This is a genomic window from Parafannyhessea sp. (assembly GCF_051876455.1).
GTDB lineage: Bacteria > Actinomycetota > Coriobacteriia > Coriobacteriales > Atopobiaceae > Parafannyhessea.
This window is the reverse complement of record NZ_JBJEHW010000176.1, coordinates 1-1971: the sequence shown is the minus strand read 5'-3', so window position 1 is coordinate 1971 and position 1971 is coordinate 1. Positions and strand designations below refer to the sequence as shown.

Annotated in this window: 2 protein-coding genes; one reads left to right on the top strand and one right to left on the bottom strand. The window is 64.8% G+C overall.

Annotation, left to right across the window (positions count from 1 at the left end):
* Positions 1 to 1159, bottom strand: a 1159-nt coding sequence (locus ACI38Z_RS07665) for an NAD(P)H-dependent oxidoreductase (protein ID WP_439789599.1), incomplete at its 3' end; no start/stop codon positions are given.
* A 148-nt stretch (positions 1160 to 1307) separates the two neighbouring features.
* Between ACI38Z_RS07665 and ACI38Z_RS07660 the strand changes: the two genes are divergently transcribed.
* The gene (locus ACI38Z_RS07660) at positions 1308 to 1478 is read left to right on the top strand and encodes a hypothetical protein (RefSeq protein WP_439789598.1); all 171 of its coding nucleotides are present in this window, start codon (positions 1308 to 1310) and stop codon (positions 1476 to 1478) included.
* The last annotated feature ends 493 nt before the right edge of the window (positions 1479 to 1971 follow it).

The window sequence follows — 1971 nt, the reverse complement described above, 5'->3', positions numbered from 1 at the left end:
TGACGGTGCCGTCATCTGTGGTGCCGCCGGCAAACACGGTGCCCTTGAGCTGCGCCTTCTTGAACACCTTGAGCCAGCCGCGCAGGCCGCCGATGGCGTGCTCCGGCGTGTCCGGCGCCGTGGCCTCGGCCGCGGTCAGCAGGTACACGTCGCGGAAGCTGTAGTCTGCGGTGTACAGGCAGTTGGTGCGGTCGAGCAGCGTCTTCATCTGGCCGCTCATCTCGTAGTGGTAGATCGGCGTGGCAAAGGCCACCACGTCCGCGGTGCGGATCTTCTGCACCACGACCTCGGCGTCGTCGTGGTTGACGACGCAGCCCTTGGTCTTGAGGCATCCCCAGCAGCCCACGCAGAAGCCGATGCGCTTGCCTGCCAGCGGGACGAACTCGACGTCGTTTCCCGTCTCGCGCGCGCCGTCGGCAAACGCCTCTGCCAGGATGTTCGAGTTTCCGTGCAGGCGGGGGCTCGTCCCCACCACCAGAACCTTCCGTGCCATGGTGCTTCTCCTTTGTCTTGCTCTTCTCACCCGCATGCGCGAGCGCAATGTGCCTCCTTGCGTGCCGTCATACGGCTGCATGCCCCAGCGGGGGTTCCTGAGCATCGCCCGACCGACGCCGATGAGGTCCGCCGCGCCGTCATCCAGCAGGCGTCGCGCCTGCTCGGGCGTGCGCACGCCGCCCGTGAGCATGACCGGTGTGTGGGTGGCCCGGCGCACCGCCGTCGACATGTCGGCAAACCACCCCGGCTCGCGGTGGCCGCGGCGCATGTACACGTTGAGCCCGCCAGAGAGGTTCACGAGGTCGACGCCGTCGCGCTCAAGGATCCGCGCGGCCTCCACCGCGTCGGCGATGGTGCTGCCGCCCTCCGCGTAGTCGCTCCCGCCCAGCCGGACGGACACGGGAAAGTCGTCGCCCACCGCGGCGCGCACCTTGCGCACGGTCTCCGCCAGGAAGTGCGTGCGGCTCTGGACGCTCTGCAGGCCGTACGCGTCCGTCCTGAATTTGGTGAGGGGTGAGAAGAACTGGTTCAGCAGGTAGCCGTGGGCGGAGTGGAGCTCGACGTCGTCGTAGCCGGCCTCCGTGCTCTGCGTGGCCATAGGCGGCACCACGATGCGCGTGGGGAGCGAGAGCCTTCCCGCCTCGAGTGGTTCCAAGATGTCCATGTGCGGCCTCCTGTGTACTGACAATCCTAGAAACATAGATATATAGGTGTGTAACGGTGCGCAAGAAGGGCGGTGGGCGAGAAGGACGGCCCCGTGCCCCTTGCCCCGTCTGGGGTGGGGGCTTGGGGGCCGGGTTTCTCGCCCGTCCTTGCGTGAACCTGACCTCTCCGGCACCGCTGCGAGCAGCATCTTCCTGAGGGCGCACCTGCCGCAGGACAAGCAGGAGGCCCTGGCGGCCCTCGACGAGGTGATCGCGAACTTCTCTGACAGGGAGGAGAAGGCCCTGCACGCCCGTCGTGCCTCCATGCTTTCCGTGTAGGCTCCTGCGCGGAGGGTCGTACTTCTCGACAGCGAACGCTTTGGCTTGGACCCGCTTAGGCGGGCCCTTTTGCTGTGCGGCCGTCAAACTTATGCGAACACATGAATTTGCTAGCATTGGGGCGTGATCGATGCGAACGCATAGGGGGCGGCTGGCAGATGAGTCGGAACAGTCAACACGAACGCCATGCGCACTTGTGGCAGAAGGATCCGAGCACATCCAACGGGTGCGGGGAACTCCCGTCAGGCATTTCGAATCCACATGGATTTAGTAGCGAAACGCTTGCGGCGATGGGTGACGCGGCCACGGGAAAGAACCTGTTTGGCCCATACCATACGGTTAGACAGACGATGGCCGAACTCGACAAGGAATAGATTATTGAAATATCGAGTCTAGCCGGAAGGGTTTCAATTGGCGGTCGAGAAGAACAAGGCCCCTACCTGCATCCGCGTGCGCGGGGCGAGGGTGCACAACCTGAAGAACGTCGACGTGG